Source organism: Pseudomonas tructae (genome assembly GCF_004214895.1).
Taxonomy (GTDB): domain Bacteria; phylum Pseudomonadota; class Gammaproteobacteria; order Pseudomonadales; family Pseudomonadaceae; genus Aquipseudomonas; species Aquipseudomonas tructae.
Window position 1 is genome coordinate 1,563,912 of record NZ_CP035952.1, and the last position, 20,263, is coordinate 1,584,174.

Sequence of the window (20,263 nt, forward strand, 5' to 3'; positions counted from 1 at the left end):
ATGAGGCCCTCAGGCATGCGCCGCCTGGCTCAATACATCGCTGACCCACTGGTTGATGCTCTTGTCAGCCAGTTCAGCCTTTTGCGCGACACTGGCGTGCAGCGTCGGCTCCAGGCGCAAGCTCAGTTTCCCGGAGTAGGCTTTCTGCGGCTCACGTCCCAGGCGCGCACAGGTCTGGAGATAGTCATCCACGGCTTCTTCGAAAGCGTTGCGCAATTGCGCAACCGATTGCCCGTGAAAGCCGATCACATCGCGTATGCCGGCGACATGGCCGATTAGCAATTGGTCTTCATCGCTGTACTCGATACGGGCGGCATAGCCTTTGTAGTTCATGACATTCATGGGGTCACTCCTGCCTGTTCCAGAAACAACCGCGCATCGCGGATCTGATAGGGCTTGGCATCTTTATCCGGGTGAGGGCGATGGAACGTCGCGATCACCCCGTTGAGTTCGAAGCGCACACGCGAGCCTCTGCCTTCGATTACCCGGGCCCCCGCACCGACCAGTAATGATTCGATGCGAGCCCATTCCAGATTGTTGGGTAACGGTTTGCTGAAGATCGACTTCAGCGTACTGCGCTGATTATTATTCATGGTATCAGACTATGATACCGTCAGCCATGCAGCAATGGGACGGCCGTAGGACGAAGCTTTAGTGGATGAAGGAGGTCTCCTGGATTCAGCCCAGCTCCCCCACCGCCCGCCACGCCTCATCAATCGCCGCATGGGCATAGGCGCTCCAGGCCGCATCGGAGTTGGCGATGCTGACCTTGCCGACCGGCTTGCGCGCCAGGGCTATCCACTGTTCGGTTTGCTCGGGATCATCGTAGAGGGTATTGCTAAAGCAGGCATAACCGTGGGGCCAGCGGTTGACGGTGATCGCCAGAATGTCCTTGTCGTGGTCAAAGCCGCCCGGGCCAAGCATGCGTTGCAACTGGTCGCGCAACTGGCTTTCCAGTACTTCGAACGAGGTACCGTACAGCCGTCCGCGCCCGGCGCGGGCCTGGTCGCGGCTGTTCATGCCGCTGTCGGGGCTGGTCGGCACGTAGACCATGTGCAGGCCGATGGGCTGCGCCGGGTCACGCGGGTGCTCGTAGCCACCCAGGCTCACCGGGTAATCGAGCTTGATCCGGCTGTAGGGCTGGGTTGCGGCGTAGATTTCATGCACGCCAAGTTTCTGGAACGCTTGCCAGTTGCGCACGATGACCTTGGTGTACACCAGCGGGAATTTGACGTTCTGGCTCAGGGCGTGGGCCTGTTCAGCCGACAGGTCGCGCAACAGATAGGGGATCATCATGTTGTAGCACGCCAGAATGCAGTGCTTGCCGCGCACCTGGGTCAGTTGCCCGCCGCGGCTTACGCCGACATCGACAGCGCCATCGACGTTGCGCACGCTGACGGCCGTGCTGTTCAGGCGCAGGCGCACCGGCTGCCCGGGGCGGTCGAGCTGGCTGTAGTCGAAGTTGGCGAGCACGATATCTTCCATGTTGTTGCCTGGCGCCACCTTTGGTATGAGGCTGCGCACGAGCAAGCGAGCTACCGAGGCGTTGCCATCGGGGAAGTGATAGATGTAGGGCTCCTCCATCTCCGCCTTGGCTTCCTCGCTGACCGGCTCCAGGTTCATCGCGGCAAAACCGGGAAAGCCGACGTAATAGGCATCGGCGGCGGCCACGGTATCGATGCTCAAGGCCATGAAATCGTTGGTACGGCCCTGGAAGTACTTCACCGCTGTTGGCGACAGGCCTACGTCCTTGAGCAGAAAGTCGCGGTAGCTGGTGCTTTCCAGGTAGGCGGTCTTGTCCTCGAGCGACTTGCCGGCCAGGTAGTCTCTGGGCGCCTCGTGCAGCTCGATCAAAGCCTTGCGGTCTTGCTCTGGTAACGGGAAGTCGTTGATGAACTCGCGAACAGGTCGGGCGTTGAGCTGCTCGGGGGCGATGTCATCGGCGACCATCGGCGTTGGGTCGCCGCTGACCAGTTTGTCTTCGCCAAAGGTTTGCTTGTCGAAGAACACCGCGCGCGACAGGCCCAGGTCCGGATAGAAGCTGCGGTCGAAGGCGGTTTCGAAGCGCTTGATATCCACCCCGAGCTTTTGCAGCAGGCCATTGACCTCTTTGCTGTACAGGTGATTGGGCGATTGGAAGGCTTCGCTGCCACCATAGCCGAGGATCATCCTGCCGCCTGCACTGAACTCGTTGCGCTTGGCATGGCCACCGAAATCGTCGTGGTTCTCGAGGATCAGGATCTTTGCTGCGGGATGCTTTTCGCGGTAGAAGAAAGCTGCCGCCAGGCCGCTGATGCCGCCGCCAACCACCACCAGGTCATATTTTTCGCTGATTGGCAGGGCGTCGGTTTCGAAGGTTTTCTTCTCCCAGCCCATCTGGTGGGCGACTTCGAACGCGCCGACATGGCTGCCGCGCAAGCCGGTCAGTGCCGGTGGATAGTAGCGAGCGCTGGGCGCAGCCTGAAGCAGTTGCAGCGGGGTCAAGCCTGCTGCAACGCCGATGGCGACTCCGTTGATGAAGTCGCGTCGGGTGATTTCCATGGGTGTCCTTACCTTAATGTTTGAACATCACATGCCGGATGCAGGTGTAGTCCTCCAGCCCGTACATGGACATATCCTTGCCATAGCCGGACAATTTCTGGCCGCCGTGGGGCATTTCGCTGACCAGCATAAAGTGCGTATTGACCCAGGTACAGCCGTACTGCAAGCGCGCCGAGACCCGGTGGGCGCGACCGACGTCGGCGGTCCACAGCGACGACGCCAGGCCGTAGTCCGAATCTTTGGCCCAGGCCAGGGCTTGCTCTTCATCGTCGAAACGGGTCACTGAGACCACAGGCCCGAACACTTCACGGCGGACGATCTCGTCGTCCTGCTGGGCATCGGCCAGCACTGTGGGTTCAAAAAAGAAGCCATCACCGGCCACCGACTTGCCACCGGTCACCAGGCGGATATGCGGCAGGGCAATCGCCCGTTCGACCATGGCCGCCACCCGGTCGCGATGCTGGGCGGTGATCAGCGGGCCGAGTTCGGTGTCCGGGTCGTTCTGCAAACCCCACTTGATGCTGGCTACGGCTTTGCCGAGCTTGTTGACGAACTGCTCGTAGATGCCGCTCTGGGCATAGATCCGGCAAGCCGCCGTGCAGTCCTGGCCGGCGTTGTAGAAACCGAAGGTGCGGATACCGTCGACTGCGGCGTCGATATCGGCATCATCGAAGATGATCACCGGTGCCTTGCCGCCCAGCTCCATGTGCATGCGCTTCACGCTGCCTGCGGTGCTGGCGATGATGTTGGCGCCCGTGGGGATGGAACCTGTCAGCGACACCATGCGCACTTTGGGGTGGGTCACCAGCGGCGTGCCGACACTCGGGCCGCGACCGAAGAGGATGTTCAGCACGCCGGCGGGGAATAACTGGCTGGCAAGTTCGGCCAGGCGCAAGGCGGTCAGCGGCGTCTGCTCGGAGGGCTTGAGCACCACGGTATTGCCGGCAGCCAGTGCCGGGGCGATCTTCCAGGCCACCATCATCAGCGGGTAGTTCCAGGGTGCGATGGAGGCGACGACGCCCAGCGGGTCGCGGCGGACCATCGAAGTATGCCCCGGAAGGTATTCGCCCGCCGCCGAGCCGCCCAGGCAGCGGGTAGCGCCCGCAAAAAATCGGAACACATCGGCGATGGCCGGGATCTCGTCGTTGAGCGCGGCGGCATAGGGCTTGCCGCAGTTCTCCGACTCCAGCCGGGCCAGCTCTTCGCCGTGGGCCTCGATCGTGTCGGCAAGCGTGAGCAGCAACAGCGAGCGCTCTTTGGGCGTGCTCTGCGACCAGCTGTCGAAGGCGCGGTCGGCGGCGCGCACGGCGGCATCGACCTGGGCCTCGCTGGCCTCGTTGACCTCCACCAGCACCGTGCCCAGCGCCGGGTTGAGTACCGGATAGCTTGCGCCTTCGCCTTCAACCAGTTGGCCGTTGATCAACAGTCGGGTTTGCATGGTTTTGCTCCTCCAGGAGTTATTTGCCGCTGCCGGCAACGCTTTCGCCGCCACGGGTCAGGTAATAGGCGCCAAGAATCGGCAGCATGGTCACCAGCATCACCAGCATGGCCACCACGTTGGTGACGGGCACATCGCGCGGCCGGCTCAACTGGTTGAGCAGCCAGATCGGCAAGGTGCGTTCGTGGCCGGCGGTGAAGGTGGTGACGATGATTTCATCGAACGACAGGGCAAAAGCCAGCATGCCGCCGGCCAGCAATGCCGAGCCAAGGTTGGGCAGCACGATGTAGCGGAAGGTCTGCCAGCCGTCGGCACCCAGGTCCATCGAGGCTTCGATCAGGCTCTGTGAGGTACGCCGCAGGCGTGCAATGACGTTGTTGTAGACGATCACCACGCAGAAGGTGGCGTGACCGACGACGATGGTGAAGATCCCCGGTTCTATGCCCAAGGTCTTGAACGCCGACAGCAGGGCGATGCCGGTGATGATCCCGGGCAGGGCAATGGGCAGGATCAGCATCAGCGAAATGCTTTCCTTGCCGAAAAAGCTGCGCCGGTACAGCGCCGCCGAAGCCAGGGTGCCAAGCACCAGGGCGATCAGCGTGGCCAGGCAGGCGACCTGCAGCGACAGCTTGATCGACTCCAGCACATCCGGGCGCGAGAACGCCACGCTGAACCACTTCAGGGTGAAACCCTGGGGCGGAAAACTGAAGGCGGCGTCCTCGGTGTTGAAGGCATAGAGGAAGATGATCAGGATCGGGAAGTGCAGGAACACCAGCCCGCCCCAGGCCGCCAGGCGCAGGCCGATCGAGGCGCGCTCAGAGTGCATCGAAGGCCCCCAGGCGTTTGACCATCGACAGGTAGATGGCGATCAGCACGATCGGTACCAGGGTGAACGCGGCGGCCATGGGCATGTTGCCGATGGCGCCCTGCTGGGCGTAGACCATGCTGCCGATGAAGTAGCCGGGCGGGCCGACCAGTTGCGGGACAATGAAGTCGCCCAGGGTCAGTGAGAAGGTGAAGATCGAACCTGCGGCAATACCCGGTACCGACAACGGCAGGATCACTTGGGTAAATGTCTGCCGCGGCCTGGCACCAAGGTCTGCCGAGGCTTGCAGCAATGATGGCGGCAGGCGCTCCAGTGAAGCCTGGATGGGCAGGATCATGAACGGCAGCCAGATATAGACGAACACCAGAAAACGCCCCAGGTGCGAGGTCGACAGGGTGCTGCCACCCACCCCGGGAATCTCGAGAATGAACTGCAGCACAGGTGCAAGGCTCAGTTGCTGGACGAACCACTGGGCCACGCCGCCCTTGGCCAGCAGCAAGGTCCAGGCGTAGGCCTTGACGATGTAGCTGGCCCACATCGGCATCATCACCGCGATATAGAAGAACGCCTTGGTCTTGCCGCTGGTGTAGCGGGCCATGTAATAGGCGATCGGGAAGGCCAGGGTGGCACTGGCGATGGATACGGCAATGGCCATGCTCAGGGTGCGCAGGATGATGTCGAAGTTCGATGGGTTGAACAGGGCGGTGAAGTTGCCCAGGGTCAACTGCGGGGTCACCGCCATGGTGAAGTCGTCGAAGGTATAGAAGCCCTGCCACAGCAGGCTCAACAGCGAGCCAAGGTAGATTGCGCCGAACCAGATCAGCGGCGGTACCAGCAGCAGCGCCAGGTACAGGTTGGGCCGCCGGTAGAGCAGGTTGGACAAGCGCCGCGTGGCTGTCGGCGTGGCCTGGCTCATGTCAGTGCCCCTCGCCGGGCAAGGTTTCCTGCAGCGCCGTCATCGCCTCGCGGGCCCAACACGCCTGCAGGCGTTGGCCGGGTTGCCAGGGCGTGGCGTGTTCCTGCCATTGATTATTGGCCTGGCTGATGCTGAGCAACTGGCCGTTGTCCAGCTGCAGCTCGTAGCGGGTGGCGCTGCCCTGGTACTGGATATCGTGAAGCCGGCCGCTGACCTGGATTTCGTTGCTGGCGGCCGGTTGATCACCCAGACGAATGTGTTCCGGGCGGATCGAGAACGGCTGCTGGCTGCCATTGAGCTGTTGCGCCAGTGCACCGCGCAACACGTTGGAGGTGCCGACGAACTCGGCAACAAAGGTGGTTGCCGGTTTCATGTAGAGGTTGCGCGGGGTATCGACCTGCTCGATACGGCCGCGATTGAACACGGCGACGCGGTCCGACATCGACAGCGCTTCGGTCTGGTCATGGGTGACGAAGATAAAGGTGATGCCCAACTGGCGTTGCAGTTTTTTCAGCTCGCCCTGCATCTGCTCGCGCAGCTTCAGGTCCAGTGCCCCCAGCGGTTCGTCGAGCAGCAGCACCCGTGGGCGGTTGACCAGCGCCCGGGCCAGGGCCACGCGTTGGCGCTGGCCGCCCGAGAGCTGGGCCGGCTTGCGTTGGCCATAACCGCCCAGGGCGACCATGGCCAGGGCTTCTTCGGCGCGGGCGTGACGTTCAGCCTTGGCCACGCCTTTCACCTTCAGCCCATAAGCGACGTTGTCGCGCACGTTCATGTGCGGGAACAGGGCATAGTCCTGGAACACCGTATTGACGTCGCGCTGGTAGGGCGGCAAGCCCGCCGCTTCTTCGCCATGAATACGGATCGAACCGGCACTGGGTTGCTCGAAGCCTGCGATCAGGCGCAGGCAGGTGGTCTTGCCCGACCCCGAGGGGCCGAGCATCGAGAAGAACTCGCCGTCGTGGATGTCGATCGACACCTGGTCAACGGCCCTGACCTCGCCAAAGGTTCGCGAGACATTGGTGAACTGCACTGCAAGGGTCATGGTGCAAAGCTCCAGGAAAACCGGCAAGCCCGCTCTGTGTGCGGGCTTGACCCGCGATGAGGCCCTAACGGCCACCCATGATCGCAATATAGTCCTGGGTCCAGCGGCTATAGGGCACGAACTTGCCCCCTTCAGCCTGAGGGGTCTTCCAGAAGGCAATCTTGTCGAACTGGTCGAACCCATTGGTCTTGCAGCCTTCGGCACCGAGCAGTTCACTGCCGCTGCACGCCGCCGGAACCGCTGGCAACGAGCCGAACCAGGCGGCGACGTCTCCCTGGACCTTGGGCTGTAGCGACCAGTCCATCCACTTGTAGGCGCAGTTGGGGTGCTTGGCTTCGCTGTGCAGCATAGTGGTGTCGGCCCAGCCGGTGGCGCCTTCCTTGGGGATGGTCGAGGCCACAGGTTGCTTGTCCGCTTGCAGGCCATTGACCATGTAGCCCCAGGAACTGGAGGCGACCACGCCTTCGTTCTTGACGTCGCTCATCTGCACCGTGGCGTCATGCCAATAGCGATGGATGAGCGGTTGCTGCTGGCGTAGCAGGTCGAGCACTGCTTTGTACTGGGTTTCGTTCAGTTCATAAGGGTTCTGGATGCCGAGTTCGGGCTTGGCCGATTTCAGGTACAGCGCGGCATCGGCGATGTAGATCGGCCCGTCGTAGGCCTGGACCCGGCCCTTGTTCGGTTTGCCGTCCGGCAGGTTCTGCGGCTCGAAGACCACGCCCCAACTGGTGGGCGCCTGCTTGAACACGTTGGTGTTGTACAGCAGCACGTTCGGGCCCCACTGGTAGGGCGTGCCGTACACCTGCTGGTTGACCACGTACCAGGCGCCATCCTTGAGCCGAGGGTCGAGGTTCTTCCAGTTGGGGATCAGCGCAGTGTTGATCGGCTGCACACGCTTGCCGGCGATCAGCCGCAGCGAGGCGTCACCGGAGGCGGTGACCAGGTCATAGCCGCCCTTGGTCATCAGGCTGACCATCTCGTCGGAGGTGGCGGCGGTCTTGACGTTGACCTTGCAACCGGATTCTTTCTCGAAGCCAGTCACCCAGTCGTAGGCTTTGTCGCTTTCACCGCGTTCGATGTAACCCGGCCAGGCGACGATATCCAGTTGGCCTTCGCCGGCGCCCACGGCTTTCAAGGGGTCGGCGGCCTGCAGGCTGGCGCTGGCCAGCAGGGCGGTGCTCAGGGCGCAGAGCATGGCGGTTTTGTGCACGAACATGGTGTTCCCTCTTGTTGGAATTATCGCGGGGCAGTGAAAGTGCAGGTATAGCTGGTTTAAGCGTAGTCGCTGTTGCCTGGCTCCAGCGTAGCCCGGTCTTGGGCAACATCTGGAAGCAAATGCATTCAGCTTCGCTTCAGCCAGCAGCAGTACTCTTGGGGTTTATTTGCTCCCCTGGAGATGCCTCATGAACACCCGTGGCTTGCTCGATCAACTGCTCAAATCCGGCCAGGACCTGCTGCAGAACCAGGCCGGCAAAGGTGCCGCCGGCAAAACCGGCGGTATTGGCGACTTGCTTGGCGGCAAGGGCGGTGGTGGCCTTGGCAGCCTGCTTTCCGGTGCTGGGGGCGGTGCCTTGGCTGCAGGTGCGATGGGGTTGCTGCTGGGTAGCAAGAAGGCCCGCAAGTACGGCGGCAAGGCCCTGACTTACGGTGGCCTGGCCGCCCTTGGGGTGATCGCCTACAAGGCTTATGGCAACTGGCAGGCCAAGCAGGGCGCAACGGCCCAGGGCGAGCCGCAAACCCTCGACCGCCTGCCGCCGGCCCAGGCCGAGCAACACAGCCAGGCGATCCTCAAGGCGCTGGTGGCCGCAGCCAAGTCAGATGGCCATGTCGATGAGCGCGAGCGGGCGTTGATCGAAGGCGAATTCGTCAAGCTCTCCAGTGACCAGGAGCTGCAGCACTGGCTGCACGCCGAGCTGAACAAGCCGCTTGACCCGGCCGATGTCGCGCGCGCCGCCAGCACCCCGGAAATGGCCGCCGAGATGTACATCGCCAGCGTCATGCTGGTGGACGAGGAGCACTTCATGGAGCGCGCCTACCTGGATGAACTGGCGCGCCAGCTCAAGCTCGATCCGGCACTCAAGATCGAGCTGGAAAATCAGGTAAAACTTGCTGCCGGTCAATGAAATCGGGCTAATGGCCAGTATCTAGCCCGTTTGGCCTGATCCAGCCGTTAAGTCAGCCGCAAATGCGCGCAGTCGCTGGGCTATACTCTGCCCATTTTTCCTGCTCGCGTAGAATATTTGAGGGCTGACTGTGAAAAACTGGACCTTGCGCCAACGGATCCTGGCGAGCTTCGCCGTGATTATCGCCATCATGTCGCTGATGGTGGTCGCCGCCTATTCGCGACTGGTGGCCATAGAGTCCGGCGAGGAAGCGGTGCGAACCGACAGCATCCCTGGCGTCTACTACAGCTCCATGATCCGTAGCGCCTGGGTCGACAGTTATGTGTTGACCCAGCAACTGGTGGGGCTGAGCAACCACCGCGAGATCACCTCGGCCGACATGGAGTTGTACAAGGGCTTTGAAGAGCGCCTCAAGCAGCACATGGCCAGCTATCAGACAACCATCCGTGAAAAGGACGACCAGGCCAGCTTTGACCAGTTCGGCCAGCTCGAGGTGGCCTACCTCAAAGCGGTCGATACCGTGCTGCAGGCCTACCGCAAGCAGGATTATGCCGAGGCCCAGCGCCTGCTCGCCGAGGTTCTGACGCCGGCCTGGGTCGATGGCCGCAAACACCTGAACGGGGTGATCGAGCGCAATCGCCATTCCGCCGAGAACGCCACCGATTCCATCGTCAGCGCCGTGGCCACGGCCAAGTTCAGCATGATCGTCTCGTTGTTGCTGGCCATTGTCGCCGCGACCCTTTGCGGCCTGGTGCTGATGCGTGCGATCTCCGCACCGATGCAGCGGATCGTCCATGCCCTGGACAAACTCAGCGGCGGCGACCTCAGCGTGCGCCTGAACCTGGACCGCAAGGACGAATTCGGCGCGGTGGAAACCGGCTTCAACGCAATGATGGGCGAACTGACCAACCTGGTGTCCCAGGCCCAGCGCTCGTCGGTGCAGGTCACCACCTCGGTGACCGAGATCGCCGCCACCTCCAAGCAGCAGCAGGCGACCGCCACCGAAACGGCCGCCACCACCACCGAAATCGGTGCCACCTCGCGGGAAATCGCCGCGACCTCTCGCGACCTGGTGCGGACCATGACCGAAGTGACGTCCGCCGCCGACCAGGCCTCGATCCTCGCAGGCTCCGGCCAGCAAGGTCTGGCGCGCATGGAAGAAACCATGCACCAGGTCATGGGCGCGGCCGACCTGGTCAACAACAAGCTGGCGATCCTCAACGAGAAGGCCGGCAACATCAACCAGGTGGTGGTGACCATCGTCAAGGTCGCCGACCAGACCAACCTGCTCTCGCTCAACGCCGCCATCGAGGCAGAAAAGGCCGGTGAATACGGCCGCGGTTTCGCCGTGGTCGCCACCGAAGTGCGGCGTCTGGCCGACCAGACCGCAGTGGCCACTTATGACATCGAGCAGATGGTCCGCGAGATCCAGTCGGCGGTGTCCGCCGGGGTCATGGGCATGGACAAGTTTTCCGAGGAAGTGCGCCGCGGCATGTTCGAAGTGCAGCAGGTCGGCGAGCAGCTCACCCAGATCATTCATCAGGTCCAGGCCCTGGCGCCACGGGTGCTGATGGTCAACGAAGGCATGCAGGCCCAGGCCACTGGCGCCGAGCAGATCAACCACGCCCTGGCGCAACTGGGCGACGCCAGCAGCCAGACGGTGGAGTCGTTGCGCCAGGCCAGCTTTGCCATCGACGAGCTGAGCCAGGTGGCCACCGGCCTGCGTGGCGGCGTGTCGCGGTTCAAAGTCTGACCTGCTGATGAACGACCTTCAGCCTCGCCGCAAACAGGACGTGACTGTCCACGGCACTCTGTACCTGGTGTTCCGCATTGGTGACCAGCGCTTTGCCCTGGATGCCCATGAAGTGGCCGAAGTGCTGCCGCGCCTGCCCCTCAAGCCGATCGCCCAGGCTCCGGAGTGGGTTGCCGGGGTGCTTGCCCATCGTGGCACGCTGGTGCCGGTCATCGATGTCGGCGCCTTGAGCTTCGGCCGGCCGGCGCCGGTGCGCACCAGTACACGCCTGGTGCTGGTGCATTACCGTGTCGATCCGTTGCGCCCGGATTTGCTGCTGGGGCTGATCCTCGAACAAGCCACCGATACCCTGCGCTGCGATCCTGCTCAATTCCAGCCCTATGGCCTGGACAACCAGCAGGCACCTTACCTGGGGCTGGTGCGTGAGGACGCCCACGGCCTGCTGCAGCGTATTGGTGTGCAGGACCTGCTGCGCGCCGAGGTGCGCCAGCTGTTGTTCCCGCCTGAGAATGTGGCCAGCGGCGAGGGGCAGGCATGAGCGGCGAACAGCGGTTTTTTCGTTTTTTGCAAGATCGCATCGGCCTGGATGTTGCCTCGGTCGGTGCCCCCATGATTGAACGCGCATTGCGTCAGCGCTGCTCGATCGTCGAGGCCCGTGACCTCGATGATTACTGGCTCAGGCTGCAGCAGTCGAGCCAGGAACAACAGGCGCTGATTGAGGCGGTGATCGTCCCGGAAACCTGGTTCTTCCGCTATCCGGAGTCCTTCAACGCCCTGCTGACCCTGGCGCGCAAACGCCTGGCCGAGCTGGCCGGCATGCGTGCACTGCGCATCCTCAGCCTGCCGTGCTCCACTGGCGAAGAGCCGTATTCGATCGCCATGGCCCTGCTCGACGGCGGCTTGGCGGCGCACAGCTTTCGGGTCGACGCCATGGACATCAGCCCCAACTCCATTGGCCGCGCCGAACAGGCGCTGTATGGGCGCAACTCGTTCCGCGGGTCGCACCTGGACTTTCGCGAGCGGCACTTTAGCGAAACCGCAGAGGGCCAAAGCCTGGACGAACGAGTCCGCCAGCAGGTCAAGTTGCAGGTCGGCAATGTGCTGGACCCCGCGCTCAACGCCAGGGAAGGCAGCTACGACTTTGTGTTCTGCCGCAATCTGCTGATCTACTTCGACGTGCCCACCCAGCAGCGGGTGTTCGAGGTGCTCAAGAGCCTGATCCATGAGCAGGGTGTACTGTTTATCGGCCCGGCCGAGGGTAGCCTGCTGGCGCGCATGGGCATGCGCCCGGTGGGCATTGCCCAGTCTTTCGCCTACGTGCGCCAGACCGAGATGGAGCTGGCGCCGCCGAGCAAGCCGCTGGCCATTGCTCTGCCGTTGACGGTGCCGGTGAGCGCCGCCAGCGTACCGCGCCCGGCCCCGGTGAGCGTGCGCAAGATCAAGCCGATCGCCCCGCCGCCAGCCAGGTCCGTTGCCCAGGAATCGGCAGGCGAATTGCTGGCGAAGATCGCTCGGCTGGCCAATGCCGGTAGCAGCGCAGAGGCCCAGGCGGCCTGCGCCCTCTTTTTGCAGCAGTACCCGCCCAATGCCCAGGTGTTTTACTGGCTGGGTTTGCTCAGCGACACCGCCGGCGACGGCGCTGACGCCCTGAGCCACTACCGCAAGGCGCTGTACCTCGACCCTCAGCATTCGGAGGCGTTGGTGCATCTGGCCGCGCTGCTGGCCTCTCAAGGTGATGTCGCAGGCGCCCGACGCCTGCAGGAACGGGCCGCACGGCGCGCCGACCGGGAGTCTGAACAATGATGGGGGACAACGACGTGCAACTGGTCGCCAGTGATGCCGCCAGCATCGACGACTGCTGGAACCGTATCGGCGTACATGGCGACAAAAGCTGCCCGCTGCTCGACGAACATGTTCATTGCCGCAACTGCGAGGTCTATGCGGCAGCGGCGACGCGCCTGCTGGATCGTTACTCGCTGTCACAAGACGCCCACGAACAGAGCGAAGCGCCTGAGCAAGCCAGCAGTGGCCGCTCGTTGCTGCTGTTTCGCCTGGGCGAGGAGTGGCTGGCCTTGGCCACCCGCTGCCTGGTCGAGGTCGCGCCACTGCAGCAGGTGCATTCCCTGCCGCACCAGCGCTCACGGGTGCTGCATGGCGTGGCCAATGTCCGTGGCGCGCTGGTGCCGTGTTTGTCACTGGGCGATCTGCTCGGCCTGGAGTCGCAGGCGGCGGCCGCCACCTCGGCGCGGGTCATGCCGCGTATGCTGATCATTGCCGCTGCAGCGGGTTCGGTGGTGGTTCAGGTCGATGAGGTTGACGGTATCCATGGCCTGGACCCCAACCGCCTGGCGGCGGAGCAGGGCGAAGCCCGGTTCACCGCTGCTGTGCTGCAATGGCGCGGGCGTAGCGTCCGCGTGCTGGATGAAGATCAAGTGCTGTCTGCAGTGAATCGGAGCCTGTCATGACCCCAGAGCAAATGCGCGATGCCTCGTTGCTCGAGCTGTTCAGCCTGGAGGCCGAAGCCCAGACCCAGGTACTCAGTGCCGGGCTGCTGGCATTGGAGCGCAACCCGACCCAGGCCGATCAGCTTGAAGCCTGCATGCGTGCGGCGCACTCGCTCAAGGGGGCGGCGCGGATCGTCGGCGTCGATGCCGGGGTCAGCGTCGCCCATGTGATGGAGGACTGCCTGGTCGGCGCCCAGGAAGGCCGGTTGCTGCTGCGTCCGGAGCATATCGACGCACTGTTGCAGGGCACTGACCTATTGATGCGCATCGCCACCCCGGGAGACGCCAGTATTGATGCGGCGGTGCAGACTTTTCTGGTGCAGATGGCGGCGTTGCTCGACCCGGGCGCGGAACCTGCGCCCGCCGTTGTACCGCCGCCTGCGCCATTGCCAGAGCCAGAATCACTGCCAGAGTCACAGCCCGTTGAACCACCCACTGTGGACACCGAAGCCGAAGCGGCGCCGGTGCGTGCCGGCAAGCGCACCGGTGAGGGTGGCGAACGGGTGCTGCGGGTCACCGCCGAACGGCTCAACAGCCTGCTCGACCTGTCGAGCAAGTCGCTGGTCGAAACCCAGCGTCTAAAACCCTACCTGGCCACCCTGCAGCGCCTTAAACGCATGCACGGGCAAAGCATCCGTGCTCTGGATGGCCTCAAGCAGCAACTGGAAAGCAGCGGTCAGAGCCCGGAAGTCCAGGATGCTCTGGCCCAGGCCCAGCGTTTGCTCGGCGAAACCCAGCAAATACTTCTGCAGCAGGCCTCGGATCTGGATGAGTTCGGTTGGCAGGCCAGCCAACGCGCCCAGTTGCTCTATGACACCGCGCTGGCCTGCCGCATGCGTCCGTTTGCCGATGTGCTGACCGGACAAAGCCGCATGGTTCGCGATCTGGGGCGCTCGCTGGGCAAACAGGTGCGCCTGGATATCGACGGCGAGAAAACCCAGGTTGACCGCGATGTGCTGGAAAAGCTCGAAGCACCCTTGACTCACTTGCTGCGCAATGCCGTCGATCATGGCATCGAGTCGCCCGAACGGCGCCTGGTGGCTGGCAAGCCCCTGGAAGGGCAGATCCGCCTGCGCGCCTCGCACCAGGCCGGGCTGCTGGTGCTGGAGATCAGTGACGATGGCGGTGGTGTGGACCTTGCGCACTTGCGCCAGAGCATCGTCGAACGCCAGTTGTCACCCGCCCAGACCGTGGCGCAGATGAGCGAGGCCGAACTGCTGACGTTCCTGTTCCTGCCCGGCTTCAGCCTGCGTGACCGGGTGACGGAAGTGTCCGGTCGGGGTGTCGGCCTGGATGCTGTTCAGCATATGGTTCGCCAGTTGCGTGGCTCGATCGAGCTGACCCAGAGCAGTGGCCAGGGCAGCTGCTTTCACCTGGAAGTGCCACTGACCCTGTCGGTGGTGCGCAGCCTGGTGGTCGAGGTCGGCGCCGAGGCCTATGCTTTCCCCCTGGCGCATATCGAACGCACCCTGGAACTGCCGGCTGATGCGATCGTGCAGATCGAAGGCCGCCAGCATTTTTGGCACGAAGGTCGGCATATTGGCCTGGTTTCGGCCAGCCAGCTGCTCAACCGCCCACCCAGCCAGGCGGACGGGCAGAGCATCAAGGTGGTGGTGATTCGCGAGCGTGAAATGCTCTATGGCGTGGCGGTCGAGCGTCTGATCGGCGAGCGGGTGCTGGTGGTGATGCCGCTGGATGCGCGCCTGGGCAAAGTCCAGGACATTTCCGCCGGGGCGTTGCTCGATGACGGCGCGGTGGTGCTGATCATCGACGTCGAAGACCTGCTGCGTTCGGTGGAAAAGCTCCTCAGCACCGGTCGCCTTGAGCGTATCGAACGTGGCCAGCGCAGCGTGCGCGAAGCGGCGCGCAAGCGCGTGCTGGTGGTCGATGACTCGCTGACCGTGCGTGAGCTGGAGCGCAAGCTGCTGAGCAACAAGGGCTACGACGTGGCCGTCGCAGTCGATGGCATGGACGGCTGGAACGCCTTGCGCAGCGAGGATTTCGACCTGCTGATCACCGACATCGACATGCCGCGCATGGACGGCATCGAATTGGTCACCTTGCTGCGCCGTGACAGCCGCCTGCAATCGCTGCCGGTCATGGTGGTTTCCTACAAAGACCGCGAAGAAGATCGTCGCCGTGGACTAGACGCCGGGGCCGACTACTATTTGGCAAAGGCCAGTTTTCACGATGATGCCTTGCTCGACGCCGTCGTCGAGCTGATCGGGGGAGCGCAGGGATGAGAATCGCCATCGTCAACGACATGCCCTTGGCCGTGGAGGCCTTGCGCCGGGCGCTGGCGTTTGAACCGGCCCACCAGGTGATCTGGGTCGCCGGCAATGGCGCCGAGGCGGTCAGGCTGTGTGCCGAGCAATTGCCGGACCTGATCCTCATGGACCTGATCATGCCGGTCATGGATGGTGTTGAGGCAACCCGGCGGATCATGGCCGACACACCATGCGCCATCGTGATCGTCACCGTCGACCGTCAACAGAACGTTCACCGGGTGTTCGAGGCCATGGGCCATGGCGCCCTCGACGTGGTCGATACCCCGGCTCTGGGCGCCGGCGATCCGCGCGAGGCGGCAGCACCGCTGTTGCGCAAGATCCTCAATATCGGCTGGCTGATCGGCCAGCAGCGCAGCAGCCTGCCCCGGGCCATGTCCACGCCGGTGCGTGAGGCCGCCCAGCGCCAGGGCTTGGTAGCCATCGGCTCCTCGGCTGGAGGCCCGGCCGCTCTGGAAGTGCTGCTCAAGGGCCTGCCGCCCAGCTTTCCGGCGGCCATCGTGCTGGTCCAGCACGTGGACCAGGTGTTCGCCGCCGGCATGGCCGAATGGCTCAGCAGCGCCTCGGGCCTGGACGTGCGCCTGGCCCGTGAAGGTGAGCCGCCGCAACCGGGGCAGGTGCTGCTGGCAGGTACCAACCACCACATCCGCTTGCTCAAGAACGGCAACCTGGCCTATACCGCAGAGCCGGTAAACGAAATCTACCGGCCCTCCATCGACGTATTTTTTGAAAGCGTGGCCCGCTACTGGCGCGGCGACGCGGTCGGCGTATTGCTCACCGGCATGGGGCGCGACGGCGCCCAGGGCCTGAAGCTGATGCGCCAACAGGGCTTTTTGACCATTGCCCAGGATCAGCAGAGCAGCGCGGTGTATGGCATGCCCAAGGCAGCCGCCGCGATAGACGCCGCCGTGGAGATTCGCCCATTGGAGCGAATCGCCTCGCGATTGATGGAAATTTTTCCAAAATGACGATATGTATTGAGCCACGCCGGCTGGCCGGCAGTGACCAGGTGACAGCGCATGAATGATTTACCGCTCGACGGTTTTCCGACCATGAATGAAAATTCGGCGATGGTCCTCTTGGTCGACGATCAGGCAATGATCGGCGAAGCGGTGCGGCGTGGCCTTGCTCACGAAGAGAACATCGACTTCCACTTCTGCGCCGACCCGCACCAGGCGGTGGCCCAGGCGGTGCGAATCAAGCCTACGGTAATCCTCCAGGACCTGATCATGCCCGGCCTGGACGGCCTGACCCTGGTGCGCGAGTACCGTAGCAACCCGGCCACCCAGGACATCCCGATCATCGTCCTGTCGACCAAGGAAGACCCGCTGGTCAAGAGTGCGGCCTTCGCCGCCGGGGCCAACGACTACCTGGTGAAACTGCCGGACAACATCGAACTGGTGGCGCGTATCCGCTACCACTCGCGCTCCTACCTGACCCTGCTGCAACGGGACGAGGCCTACCGGGCCCTGCGCGTCAGCCAGCAGCAGTTGCTCGACACCAACCTGGTATTGCAACGGCTGATGAACTCCGACGGCCTCACCGGGCTTTCCAATCGTCGCCACTTCGACGAAAACCTCGAACTGGAATGGCGCCGGGCCATGCGCGAGCAGGCGCAGTTGTCGCTGTTGATGGTCGATGTCGACTACTTCAAGTCATTCAACGACACCTTTGGCCACCTGGCCGGGGATGAGGCATTGCGCAAGGTCGCCGAAGCCATTCGTGCGTCCTGCGCCCGACCCAGCGACCTGCCAGCCCGTTACGGTGGTGAGGAATTCGCCCTGGTACTGCCCAATACCTCGCCGGGCGGGGCGCGCCTGATTGCCGAGAAACTGCGCCAGACGGTGGAGGCCATGAACATCGCCCACACCATGCCCAACCCCGACTCCTGCCTGACCGTCAGCATTGGCCTGGCGACCTTGACCCCGAGCATCGGCAGCCATTGCCGGCAGCTGATTTCGGCGGCGGACAAAGGTCTGTACCTGGCCAAGAACAATGGGCGCAATCAGGTCGGCGTGGATTGACGCTGTAGGAGCAGCGGTAGCCGCTAGACGGGCTGCCGTCGGCTTTCAGACTCGGTTATACTCTCCGGCTTTTCTACAGAATACGCACGAGAGCTGCCCGCCCATGGAAATCCAACCGATCCTGAACACCATCAAGGACCTGACCGAGCGCTCCGAGTCCATTCGGGGGTATCTTTGACTACGATCACAAGCATGAGCGCCTGATCGAAGTTAACCGCGAACTCGAAGACCCGAACGTCTGGAACAAGCCTGAATACGCTCAGGAACTGGGCCGCGAGCGTTCTGCGCTGGCCCAGATCGTCGAGACCCTGGACGAGATGGCCAGCGGCCTGACCGATGCGCGCGAACTGCTCGACATGGCCGTTGAAGAGGGCGACGAAAGCGCCGTCAACGATGTCGTCGAGATGCTCGAAGGCCTCGAAGCCTCGCTCGCCAAGCTGGAATTCCGTCGCATGTTCAGCGGCGAAATGGACATGAACAACGCCTACCTGGACATCCAGGCCGGCTCCGGCGGCACCGAAGCCCAGGACTGGGCCAACATCCTCCTGCGCATGTACCTGCGCTGGGCCTCCAAGCGCGGCTTCGACGCCACTATCATGGAGCTGTCCGAAGGTGACGTCGCCGGCATCAAGGGTGCTACCGTGCACATCAAGGGCGAGTACGCCTTTGGTTGGCTGCGCACCGAGATCGGCGTGCACCGCCTGGTACGCAAGAGCCCGTTCGACTCCGGCGCCCGCCGCCACACCTCGTTCTCGGCCGTGTTCGTGTCGCCCGAGATCGACGACAAGGTCGAGATCGAGATCAATCCGTCGGACCTGCGCATCGACACCTACCGCTCCTCGGGCGCCGGTGGTCAGCACGTAAACACCACCGACTCGGCGGTGCGTATCACCCACGTGCCGACCAACACCGTGGTCAGCTGCCAGAACGAACGCTCCCAGCACGCCAACAAAGACACCGCCATGAAAATGCTGCGGGCCAAGTTGTACGAGCTGGAAATGCAGAAGCGCAACGCTGCCTCCCAGGCCCTGGAAGACAGCAAGTCGGACATCGGCTGGGGTCACCAGATCCGTTCGTACGTGCTCGACGCCTCGCGAATCAAGGACCTGCGCACCAACATCGAGCGCAGCGACTGCGACAAGGTGCTCGACGGCGATATCGACGAATACCTCGAGGCCAGCCTCAAGCAAGGCCTGTAAGGCGACCGGCCCGTTCCCTGAGGGAGCGGGTTTGTCCCGCGATCCCCTGCCACAGGCAGGGGAGACTGAATCCAGATGGAAAAATTGACGACATGAGCGACGTACAACTCGACCCGCAAGACCTGCAACAGGAAGAAAACAACCTGATCGCGCTGCGCAAGGAAAAACTTGCTGCCGAACGCGCCAAGGGTAATGCCTTCCCCAACGACTTCCGCCGTGACAGCTACTGCAACGACCTGCAGAAACAGTATGTCGACAAGACCAAGGAAGAGCTGGAAGCTGCAGCGATTCCGGTCAAGGTTGCCGGGCGCATCATGCTCAACCGTGGCTCGTTCATGGTCATCCAGGACATGACCGGGCGCATCCAGGTCTATGTCAACCGCAAGACCCTGCCTGAAGAAACCCTGGCTGCGGTCAAGACCTGGGACCTGGGCGACATCATCGCCGCCGAAGGTACCCTGGCCCGTTCCGGCAAGGGCGACCTGTACGTCGAGATGACCAGCGTGCGCCTGCTGACCAAGTCGCTGCGTCCGCTGCCGGACAAGCACCACGGCCTGACCGACACCGAGCAGCGCTATCGCCAGCGCTACGTCGACCTGATGGTCAACGAAGAAACCCGTCACACCTTCCGCGTCCGCTCGCAGGTCATTGCCCACATCCGCAACTTCCTGATGGCCCGCGACTTCCTTGAAGTCGAGACGCCGATGCTGCAAACCATCCCGGGTGGTGCCGCGGCCAAGCCGTTCGAAACCCACCACAACGCGCTGGACTTGCAGATGTTCCTGCGTATCGCTCCGGAGCTGTACCTCAAGCGCCTGGTGGTTGGCGGCTTCGAGAAAGTCTTCGAAATCAACCGCAACTTCCGTAACGAAGGCGTTTCGACCCGGCACAACCCCGAGTTCACCATGCTCGAGTTCTACCAGGCCCACGCTGACTACGAAGACAACATGGACCTGACCGAAGAGCTGTTCCGCGAACTGGCGCAGTTGGTACTGGGCAGCACCGACGTGCCGTACGGTGACAAGGTGTTCCACTTCGGCGAGCCATTCGTGCGCCTGTCGGTGTTCGACTCGATCCTCAAGTACAACCCCGAGCTGACCGCTGACGATCTCAACGACATCGACAAGGCCCGCGCCATCGCCAAGAAGGCCGGCGCCAAAGTGCTTGGCTTCGAAGGCCTGGGCAAGCTGCAGGTGATGATTTTCGAAGAGCTGGTCGAGCACAAGCTGGAGCAGCCGCACTTCATCACCCAGTACCCGTTCGAAGTCTCGCCGCTGGCCCGTCGTAACGACGACAACCCGAACGTCACCGACCGTTTCGAGCTGTTCATCGGTGGTCGCGAGATCGCCAACGCCTACTCCGAGCTCAACGATGCCGAAGACCAGGCCGAGCGTTTCATGGCCCAGGTGGCCGAGAAGGACGCCGGTGACGACGAAGCCATGCATTATGATGCCGACTTCGTCCGCGCCCTGGAGTACGGCATGCCGCCAACCGCCGGTGAAGGCATCGGCATCGACCGCCTGGTGATGCTGCTGACCAACTCGCCGTCGATTCGCGACGTGATCCTCTTCCCGCATATGCGCCCAGAGGCCTGAGTGAACTGAACAAGCCG

At 63.1% G+C, this 20,263-nt stretch carries 18 protein-coding genes; 10 read left to right on the forward strand and 8 right to left on the reverse strand.

Annotated features, from left to right (window positions below; translation table 11 throughout):
• Positions 1-9: 9 nt before the first annotated feature.
• From EXN22_RS07125 to ydcS, 8 genes are all read right to left on the reverse strand, one after another.
• Positions 10-342 carry a type II toxin-antitoxin system HicB family antitoxin gene (locus tag EXN22_RS07125; RefSeq protein WP_130263396.1) on the reverse strand — a complete coding sequence of 111 codons (333 nt, stop codon included), beginning with the start codon at positions 340-342 and terminating at the stop codon, positions 10-12.
• Entirely contained in the window at positions 339-593 is a 255-nt protein-coding gene (locus tag EXN22_RS07130) for a type II toxin-antitoxin system HicA family toxin (protein ID WP_130263397.1), read from the reverse strand. Before EXN22_RS07130 ends, EXN22_RS07125 begins: the two co-directional genes overlap by 4 nt.
• An 85-nt stretch (positions 594-678) precedes the next feature.
• A complete protein-coding gene (locus EXN22_RS07135; protein ID WP_130263398.1) occupies positions 679-2,541 on the reverse strand; it encodes an NAD(P)-binding protein in 1,863 nt (620 codons plus the stop codon).
• Between the two features lie 13 nt (positions 2,542-2,554).
• Positions 2,555-3,979: a gamma-aminobutyraldehyde dehydrogenase gene (locus EXN22_RS07140; RefSeq protein ID WP_130263399.1), complete on the reverse strand. Its 1,425-nt coding sequence runs from the start codon at positions 3,977-3,979 to the stop codon at positions 2,555-2,557.
• Between the two features lie 19 nt (positions 3,980-3,998).
• On the reverse strand, positions 3,999-4,805 hold the full coding sequence (locus EXN22_RS07145; protein WP_130263400.1) for an ABC transporter permease: 807 nt from the start codon (positions 4,803-4,805) through the stop codon (positions 3,999-4,001).
• Positions 4,795-5,721, reverse strand: a complete 927-nt coding sequence (locus EXN22_RS07150; RefSeq protein WP_130263401.1) for an ABC transporter permease — start codon at positions 5,719-5,721, stop codon at positions 4,795-4,797. Before EXN22_RS07150 ends, EXN22_RS07145 begins: the two co-directional genes overlap by 11 nt.
• Before the next feature lies 1 nt (position 5,722).
• A complete protein-coding gene (locus EXN22_RS07155) occupies positions 5,723-6,763 on the reverse strand; it encodes an ABC transporter ATP-binding protein (protein WP_130263402.1) in 1,041 nt (346 codons plus the stop codon).
• Positions 6,764-6,827: 64 nt separating this feature from the next.
• Complete coding sequence (ydcS, locus tag EXN22_RS07160) at positions 6,828-7,979, reverse strand: putative ABC transporter substrate-binding protein YdcS (protein WP_130263403.1); 1,152 nt, start codon at positions 7,977-7,979, stop codon at positions 6,828-6,830.
• A 187-nt stretch (positions 7,980-8,166) separates the two neighbouring features.
• Here ydcS and EXN22_RS07165 point away from each other — a divergent pair, with 187 nt between their 5' ends.
• The 10 genes from EXN22_RS07165 (at position 8,167) to lysS (ending at position 20,246) form a co-directional block, all read left to right on the forward strand.
• A complete protein-coding gene (locus tag EXN22_RS07165; protein ID WP_130263404.1) occupies positions 8,167-8,886 on the forward strand; it encodes a tellurite resistance TerB family protein in 720 nt (239 codons plus the stop codon).
• Between the two features lie 130 nt (positions 8,887-9,016).
• The gene (locus EXN22_RS07170) at positions 9,017-10,639 is read left to right on the forward strand and encodes a methyl-accepting chemotaxis protein (RefSeq protein WP_130263405.1); all 1,623 of its coding nucleotides are present in this window, start codon (positions 9,017-9,019) and stop codon (positions 10,637-10,639) included.
• A 7-nt stretch (positions 10,640-10,646) separates the two neighbouring features.
• Entirely contained in the window at positions 10,647-11,177 is a 531-nt protein-coding gene (locus tag EXN22_RS07175; protein WP_130263406.1) for a chemotaxis protein CheW, read from the forward strand.
• Positions 11,174-12,442, forward strand: coding sequence for a CheR family methyltransferase (locus EXN22_RS07180; RefSeq protein ID WP_130263407.1), 1,269 nt, complete (start codon positions 11,174-11,176; stop codon positions 12,440-12,442). The genes EXN22_RS07175 and EXN22_RS07180 overlap by 4 nt, the downstream gene beginning before the upstream one ends.
• On the forward strand, positions 12,439-13,104 hold the full coding sequence (locus EXN22_RS07185; protein ID WP_130263408.1) for a chemotaxis protein CheW: 666 nt from the start codon (positions 12,439-12,441) through the stop codon (positions 13,102-13,104). The genes EXN22_RS07180 and EXN22_RS07185 overlap by 4 nt, the downstream gene beginning before the upstream one ends.
• A complete protein-coding gene (locus tag EXN22_RS07190) occupies positions 13,101-15,386 on the forward strand; it encodes a hybrid sensor histidine kinase/response regulator (protein WP_130263409.1) in 2,286 nt (761 codons plus the stop codon). The genes EXN22_RS07185 and EXN22_RS07190 overlap by 4 nt, the downstream gene beginning before the upstream one ends.
• On the forward strand, positions 15,383-16,396 hold the full coding sequence (gene cheB, locus EXN22_RS07195; RefSeq protein ID WP_130263410.1) for a chemotaxis response regulator protein-glutamate methylesterase: 1,014 nt from the start codon (positions 15,383-15,385) through the stop codon (positions 16,394-16,396). Before EXN22_RS07190 ends, cheB begins: the two co-directional genes overlap by 4 nt.
• A gap of 51 nt (positions 16,397-16,447) precedes the next feature.
• Positions 16,448-17,452: a response regulator gene (locus EXN22_RS07200; protein WP_130263411.1), complete on the forward strand. Its 1,005-nt coding sequence runs from the start codon at positions 16,448-16,450 to the stop codon at positions 17,450-17,452.
• 103 nt (positions 17,453-17,555) lie between these two features.
• A protein-coding gene (gene prfB / locus EXN22_RS07205; protein ID WP_130263412.1) for a peptide chain release factor 2 occupies positions 17,556-18,651 on the forward strand; the annotation gives its coding sequence in 2 pieces (ribosomal slippage) (positions 17,556-17,627 and positions 17,629-18,651; 1,095 coding nt in all).
• 92 nt (positions 18,652-18,743) lie between these two features.
• Positions 18,744-20,246: a lysine--tRNA ligase gene (gene lysS / locus EXN22_RS07210; protein WP_130263413.1), complete on the forward strand. Its 1,503-nt coding sequence runs from the start codon at positions 18,744-18,746 to the stop codon at positions 20,244-20,246.
• Positions 20,247-20,263: the final 17 nt, after the last annotated feature.